Source organism: Streptomyces sp. NRRL WC-3549 (assembly GCF_000721935.1).
Taxonomy (GTDB): Bacteria; Actinomycetota; Actinomycetes; order Streptomycetales; family Streptomycetaceae; genus Streptomyces.
The window spans coordinates 61598-67955 of record NZ_KL585389.1 but is presented as its reverse complement, the minus strand read 5'-3'; the positions used below and the strand labels follow the sequence as shown (position 1 = coordinate 67955).

Sequence of the window (6358 nt, the reverse complement as noted above, 5' to 3'; positions counted from 1 at the left end):
CGGGCTGCCGTTCGACGAGGCGACCGGGACGGTGCCGCACGAGGGCGGCCGGGTGACGGGCGAGCGAGGCACGTACGTCGTGGGCTGGATCAAGCGCGGGCCGTCCGGCGGCATCGGGGCGAACCGGACGTGCGCCCAGGAGACCGTCACCGCACTGCTGGACGACGCCGTCGCGGGCAGGCTCGCCGCACCGGAGCACGGGGCGAAGGCCTTCCGTCGCCTGGCGCGGCGCCGTAACCGCCTTCTCGTCGACGCCCGGGGGCTCGCGGAGATCGACCGGGCCGAACGGGCCCTGGGGCGCCGGGAGGGGCCTGTCTCTTATACACATGCCGGGGACTCGTCCGCTGACCCGCGGCCACGGGGCGACGGCCGTACCGCGCCCCGTGGCCCCGCAGCGCGGCCGGCGACCATATTCCGCCAACGTGCCCGGACGAAAGGTGCATTGGTCAATCGGCGCTTGCCCTGGAGGGGAGCGGCGTGCTTAATGGTCCCCCGTGACGGGGCCGGCACCACTCACTTGCGGTGCCGGCGGGAAGCGTGTGGCACAGGGGGACAGTTATGGGGACGCCGTCCGTACCGCCGAGACCTGCTGGTGCCCCGCCGCCCCCGATGATGCACGCGGTGGATCTGCGGGTCAGTAAGCGGCTGTTGTGGGTGGGAGGCGCCGCGTACCCGCTGCAGAACATCGCCCGCGTCTTCACCTTCGTCCTGCGCCCCCGGCGCAAGGAGGCGATCGCGCTCTTCTGCAAGCGGGTGGTGCTGGCGATCTCGGTGGCGACGGGGCTCACGGTGGTCATCTGGCTGTCGACGTCCATCGCGTCCATCGGGCGGCCGGGCGACGGCGGTGGCGGCGGGCTCGTCACCTTCGTGTGGATGGTCACGCTCGCGGTGGTGGCCTACTTCGTGACGGAGCTGACCCCGGTCCTGGCGGCCCGGCCCCATTTCGTGCTGGCCGTGGAGACCTCCGGTCCGTCCACCGCGATGGTGACCAGCAGCGACCCGAACCACCTGCTGCGGCTCGTCAGTCAGATCTCGCACGCGATCGACCATCCGGAGGCCGAGTTCACGGTCCGGGTGGAGGGGATCAGCGCGAGTCCGCACATCTACCACTTCGGGGACAACATCAACATGTACGGCGGCTCGGGAAACGTGGGGACAGCGCATTCATGAGCGGTGACAACTACCATTTCGGCGACAGCGTCAGCATGTACGGCGGGACGGGCAACCAGGGCGTCGTGCACAACACCTTCGGGTCCTCCGGCGGCGAGGCCGCCTCTCCCGCACTCCATGAGGCGGTACAAGAGCTGCTGCGGCTCCTGGGCGAGCTGCGGGAACAGCTCCCGCCGGCCGACGCCCGGATGCTGGACGACAGCCTCCCCGCCCTCACCGACGGGTCCGGGGCGCCGGAGGAACGGCACCGCGCCCTGATGGCGGTGGCCGGCATCGCCGCCTCGGTCTCGACGGTCGGGGGGCCGGTGGTCGAGGCGGTCAGGAAGGTGCTCGACCTCCTGAGCGGGAGCTGAGCCCCGGCCCCGTGTGAAAGCCGACGCGTACGGCCGGGAGCGGGGCGCCACGAAGGACTCCGGGAGCCGGACGTCCGCGGGAGCGCGCCGGCGACGCACGGTCACGCCCCGTGGACGGGCCCGCTCCCGGCGGTCAGGGGCATCCCGCTGCCGCCCCGGCGTTCGGCGATGATCTCGGCCATGATCGACAGGGCCGTCTCCTCGGGTCCCCGGCCGCCGAGGTCCAGGCCGATCGGCGATTTCAGCCGGGCGAGCTCGCCATCGGTCAGTCCCGCCTCACGGAGGCGCGCGAGCCGGTCCTCATGGGTGCGCCGACTGCCCATGGCCCCCACGTAACCGGCCCGGCTGCCCAGGGCGAGCGCGAGGACGGGCACGTCGAACCGGGCGTCGTGGGTCAGGACGCAGACCGCCGTCGCCGCGTCCACCCCGTCCGCGTGCGCGCGGAACCAGCGGTCGGGCCGGTCCGCGACGACCTCGTCCGCGCCCGGGAAGCGTTCGGGCAGCGCGAAGGCGGGCCTGGCGTCGCAGACCGTGACCCGGTGGCCGAGGGAGGCGCCGATGCCGGCCAGCGGCCGGGCGAACTCGGTCGCGCCGAAGACGAGCAGGCGCGGCCGGGCCGCGAAGGACTGCACCAGCAACTCGCCCCGTGGCGCGCAGTCCGGTTCTCCGGCACTGCCATGTACGAGCCCGCTGACGCCCCGGCCCAGCATGCCCTCGGCCGCCAGGGCCGCCGCCCGGTCCACCCGCGGGTCCCCGAGCGTGCCGGTGACCGTGCCGCCCCCGGCCGCCAGGCCGCCGCCCCGCGACACGGAGGTGACCAGCGCGACCGGGACACCGGCGTCCACGTCGGCCGCGACCCGGCCGAGCGGCACCCCGGGGGTGATCTCGCGGACCAGCACCTCGATCGTCCCGCCGCAGGTCAGTCCGGCCTCCAGGGCGTCACCGTCGCCGACGCCCCAGCGCCCGACCGCCGGCGTGCGGTCCGCGAGCACCTCCTCGGCCATCGCGCAGACCGCGGCCTCCACACATCCCCCGGACACGCTCCCGGCGACACGCCCCTCGGCGGACACCAGCATGGACGCGCCGGGGCCGTGCGGCGCCGATCCCCAGGTACGCGTCACGGTCGCCATGGCGAACGCGGACCCCCTGCCAGGCGGCCGCCTGCTGGACGACATGTCTCATCTTTCGCTCACCTCGGACCGGACGGCCTCGCGCGACGGGGTTCCTTCAGTGTGCGCCACGGCGCACGGCGAGCCGGGCACCGGCACCGCCCCGGCGGGGATCGTCCCCCGGCTCTCACCCTCTTCGGCGCCCCGTGTCGCGGGCCCCGGGTTTCGGGCGTGAAGTAGGGGTAACCGGGTACACAACGGCACGCACGCAAGGGACAGCCGTGCCGCCGCCGCAAGGCCCGACGAGAGCAAGGAGAGCGTCATGCCGGCAGGATCCAACCGCAAGCGGGAGCGCCAGTACGAGCACATCAAGGAGAGCTCCGAGGAGCGCGGCGCCCCCGAGGGCCGGGCCAAGGAGATCGCCGCCCGCACCGTCAACAAGGAGCGTGCGCGGGCCGGCGAGTCGAAGACGGCGAGCAAGACGTCCACCCGTGACCCCAAGTCCGCCTCCGAGCGCGGAGGGCAGCGCTCCCACACCGGGGCGAAGGGCCCGACCCGGGACCAGCTGTACGAAGAGGCGAAGAAGAAGAACGTCGACGGCCGCTCGACCATGAACAAGGACCAGTTGCGCAAGGCCGTCGGCCGCTGATCCGTCCGGGGAGCCGGCACGGTCGACCGTCCGGCCCCCGTACCCGTACAAGCGGGTGAACGGCCGCGCGGGTCGGCGCGGTTCCCGTCCCTCCGACGCAAGAGTGGGAGTCATGCGCGCTCTGGTGATCAACTGCACCCTCAAACCGTCCCCCCGGCCCTCCAACACGGAGGCCCTGGCCCGGCAGGTCATCACGGCCCTCCAGGGACACGGCGCGACGGTGGACGTCGTGCGCGCCGTCGACCTGGACATCCGGCCGGGGGTCGAGAACGACATGGGCGACGGCGACCAATGGCCGTCGGTGCGCGAGAAGCTGGCGTCGGCCGACATCCTCGTGGTGGCGTCACCGACCTGGGTCGGCCGCCCCTCCTCCGTGGCCCAGCGCGTCCTGGAGCGCATGGACGCGATGATCAGCGAGACGGACGACGAGAACCGTCCCGTCGCCTACAACCGGGTGGCGGGGGTGGTCGTCACCGGCAACGAGGACGGCGCCCACCACGTCATCAGCGAGATCTGCGGGGCCCTCGGGGACATCGGCTACACCGTGCCGGGCCAGGCATGGACGTACTGGCACCTCGGTCCCGGGCCGGGCCCCGACTACCTCGACGACGACCGCGGCCACGACTGGGCGGCCTCCACCGCCCGCGCGATGGCCTCCAACCTCTTCCACACGGCGCGTGCGCTCACCGAACACCCGGTGCCCGCACCGCCGTCCTGAGAGACGAGTGGCATGACACCCGCATCCGAACTTCCCGGCACGGACGAGTCCTACTGGATGGCGACGTCCGACCACCCCTCCTTCCCCGCCCTGGACGCCCACCGGACGGCCGACGTCGTGGTCGTCGGCGGCGGCGTGGCGGGCCTGAGCACCGCGTGGGAGCTGACCAGGGCGGGGCGCAGCGTCGTCGTGCTGGAGGCGGACCGTATCGCCGCCGGGGTGACCGGCTACACGACGGCCAAGCTCACCGCCGCGCATTCACTGGTGTACGACCGCCTCCGGCGCACCCGGGGACCGGAGGGCGCCGCGCAGTACGCGCTGTCGCAGCAGGCGGCGGTGGACCGGGTCGGTGCGGTGGCGGCCGAACTCGGCGTCGACTGCGACCTGGAACGCGCTTCGGCGTTCACCTTCACCACCGACCCGGGGCGCCGCGCCGAGTTCGAGGCGGAGGCCGAGGCGGCCGTGGAGGCCGGGCTCGACGCCTCGTACGTGCAGGAGACGGAGCTGCCCTTCCCCGTGGCCGCCGCCGTGCGGGTGGGGCGGCAGGCGCAGTTCCATCCGCGCCGCTACCTGCTGGGGCTGGTGTCCGACCTCCTGGCCCGGGGCGGGGTCGTCCACGAACGGACCCGGGTCACGGGTCTGAGCGAGGGCAGCCCCTGCCGGGTGACCACGGAGTCGGGGCTGACGGTGTCGGCCCGGGACGTCGTCGTCGCCACGCACGTCCCCGTCTTCGACCGGGCCCTGCTTTTCGCCCGGATGTCACCGCGCCGGGAGCTCGTGGTGGCCGCGCCGCTGCCGGCGGAGGCCGCGCCGGAGCACATGTACATCACCGACGAGGGCGGGAAGCGCTCGGTGCGCACGGCGCCGCTCGACGCGGACCGGCGGCTCCTCATCGTCACCGGTGAGGACTTCACGCCCGGTACGGGGGACGCCCGCGAGCGGTTCGGCCGGCTGGACGCGTGGATGCACGAGCATTTCCCGGCCGGCCCGACGGCGTACCGCTGGGCGGCCCAGGACAACGACGTCAGTGACGGGGTCCCGCTGATCGGCCCGTTCCACCCGGGCTCGCGCCATGTGTACGTGGCGACGGGATTCGGGGGCTGGGGCATGAGCGGGGGCGCGATGGCGGGTCAGCTCCTGACGGCCGTGCTCACCGGCGACACCCCGGCCTGGGCGGGACTCTACGATCCCCGCCGGCTGCGGAGCACGGTCCGCGAGGGCACGAAGCTGCTGGCGCAGCAGGCGGAGGTCGCCCGGCACTTCGTGGGGGACCGCCTCAAGGGCACACGGGTGGAGTCCGCCGAGGAGGTCGCCCCGGGTACGGGTGCGGTCGTCCGCGTCGGAGGGCGCCACCGTGCCGTCTACCGTGACGAGGAGGGGCGGACGCACAGCCTGTCGGCACGGTGCACGCACCTGGGGTGTCTGGTCGCGTTCAACCCGGCGGAGACCTCCTGGGAGTGCCCGTGCCACGGCTCGCGGTTCGGCGTCGACGGCGAGGTGCTCCAGGGTCCCGCCGTCCGTCCGCTCCCCCGGGCCGAGTAACCCGGGGCGCGGTCACGGCCGGGCGGTCCGGTGACCCGCCGCGCCGCCGGAGGCCGGGCGGCCGGCACGGGTGCTCGACGGCGCCGGCCTCTCCGAGCGGAGTGAAGGTCTCGCCGCCGGGTGATCAGGTGGGGGCGAGACGGCTGACGGCGACGGCGGCCAGATCGCCGCTGCGGGCGGCGAGCAGGAGCGGCGGGTCGGCCACCGGGTCCAGCACACCGGCCGTCGCCGACGGCGCGTGCGCGGGCCTCCCGCTTCCGAGTGCGCCCCACCGCCCGGACCAGCTCGCCGCCGTCCGCGCCGCCGAGGACCCGCAGGTCGTCGTCGGCGCCGTCGGGGAGCTCCCGCGCTGTCCGTCCGTCGTGCACCTCGGGCGCCGACGCACCCTCTGGAGGCCACCGGGACCGGCGGGCAGACCATCGCAGCCGGTGCGGGCGTGATCCTGCTCGGCGAACTCGCGCAGCGCCCGCCGCCACCCAGGCGTTCGGCGCGGGCACCCGCCACTGCGCCGGCCGGCCGCCGGCCCGGCTCGGACTCCAGGTGGTCCTTCATGGAGGACACCGTCGTCTCCGGCCTGCAGGAGCTCCCCGTCACCTGGTGAGACCGGGCTCCCCCGCGAGCCGTGCGGGCGGCCGGCCAGTACGATGAACCGCCCCGCGGCGACCCGCGGGGGCACGGCAGGCGGGGAGGAACACACGTGGCGGCAGCGCACACCGGCGGCGGGCAGCGGCGGCGCGCCCAGGGCGAGCTGGAGGCGCAGGTCCTGTCCACGCTCTGCGGCGCCGGGGAGCCGGCGACGGCCGCCTGGGTACAGGAG

At 74.4% G+C, this 6358-nt stretch carries 6 protein-coding genes and 1 pseudogene; 6 read left to right on the top strand and 1 reads right to left on the bottom strand.

All coding sequences use genetic code 11. The features are described from left to right. The 3 genes and pseudogenes from IH13_RS44445 to IH13_RS0107665 form a co-directional block, all read left to right on the top strand. A pseudogene (locus IH13_RS44445) lies at positions 1 to 310 on the top strand (ferredoxin-NADP reductase); the annotation flags it as partial. A gap of 302 nt (positions 311 to 612) precedes the next feature. After that, positions 613 to 1170, top strand: coding sequence for a DUF6232 family protein (locus IH13_RS0107670; RefSeq protein ID WP_031082223.1), 558 nt, complete (start codon positions 613 to 615; stop codon positions 1168 to 1170). After that, positions 1167 to 1523 (top strand): DUF5955 family protein, encoded by a 357-nt coding sequence (locus IH13_RS0107665; protein WP_031082222.1) that lies wholly within the window; start codon positions 1167 to 1169, stop codon positions 1521 to 1523. Before IH13_RS0107670 ends, IH13_RS0107665 begins: the two co-directional genes overlap by 4 nt. A gap of 101 nt (positions 1524 to 1624) precedes the next feature. On the opposite strand, the gene IH13_RS36935 is transcribed toward IH13_RS0107665, so the two are convergent. Then, positions 1625 to 2653 (bottom strand): XdhC family protein, encoded by a 1029-nt coding sequence (locus tag IH13_RS36935; RefSeq protein ID WP_051835789.1) that lies wholly within the window; start codon positions 2651 to 2653, stop codon positions 1625 to 1627. A 301-nt stretch (positions 2654 to 2954) separates the two neighbouring features. Between IH13_RS36935 and IH13_RS0107655 the strand changes: the two genes are divergently transcribed. The 3 genes from IH13_RS0107655 (at position 2955) to IH13_RS0107645 (ending at position 5541) form a co-directional block, all read left to right on the top strand. After that, positions 2955 to 3281 carry a hypothetical protein gene (locus IH13_RS0107655; RefSeq protein WP_031082221.1) on the top strand — a complete coding sequence of 109 codons (327 nt, stop codon included), beginning with the start codon at positions 2955 to 2957 and terminating at the stop codon, positions 3279 to 3281. A gap of 112 nt (positions 3282 to 3393) precedes the next feature. After that, entirely contained in the window at positions 3394 to 3999 is a 606-nt protein-coding gene (locus tag IH13_RS0107650; RefSeq protein WP_031082220.1) for a flavodoxin family protein, read from the top strand. A gap of 12 nt (positions 4000 to 4011) precedes the next feature. After that, the gene (locus IH13_RS0107645) at positions 4012 to 5541 is read left to right on the top strand and encodes an FAD-dependent oxidoreductase (protein ID WP_031082219.1); all 1530 of its coding nucleotides are present in this window, start codon (positions 4012 to 4014) and stop codon (positions 5539 to 5541) included. Positions 5542 to 6358: the final 817 nt, after the last annotated feature.

Coding starts and splice junctions, on each gene's coding strand:
- IH13_RS0107645 (WP_031082219.1), top strand. CDS start 4,012: ATGACACCCGCATCCGAACTTCCCGGCACGGACGAGTCCTACTGGATG.
- IH13_RS0107665 (WP_031082222.1), top strand. CDS start 1,167: ATGAGCGGTGACAACTACCATTTCGGCGACAGCGTCAGCATGTACGGC.
- IH13_RS0107670 (WP_031082223.1), top strand. CDS start 613: ATGCACGCGGTGGATCTGCGGGTCAGTAAGCGGCTGTTGTGGGTGGGA.
- IH13_RS0107650 (WP_031082220.1), top strand. CDS start 3,394: ATGCGCGCTCTGGTGATCAACTGCACCCTCAAACCGTCCCCCCGGCCC.
- IH13_RS0107655 (WP_031082221.1), top strand. CDS start 2,955: ATGCCGGCAGGATCCAACCGCAAGCGGGAGCGCCAGTACGAGCACATC.
- IH13_RS36935 (WP_051835789.1), bottom strand. CDS start 2,653: ATGGCGACCGTGACGCGTACCTGGGGATCGGCGCCGCACGGCCCCGGC.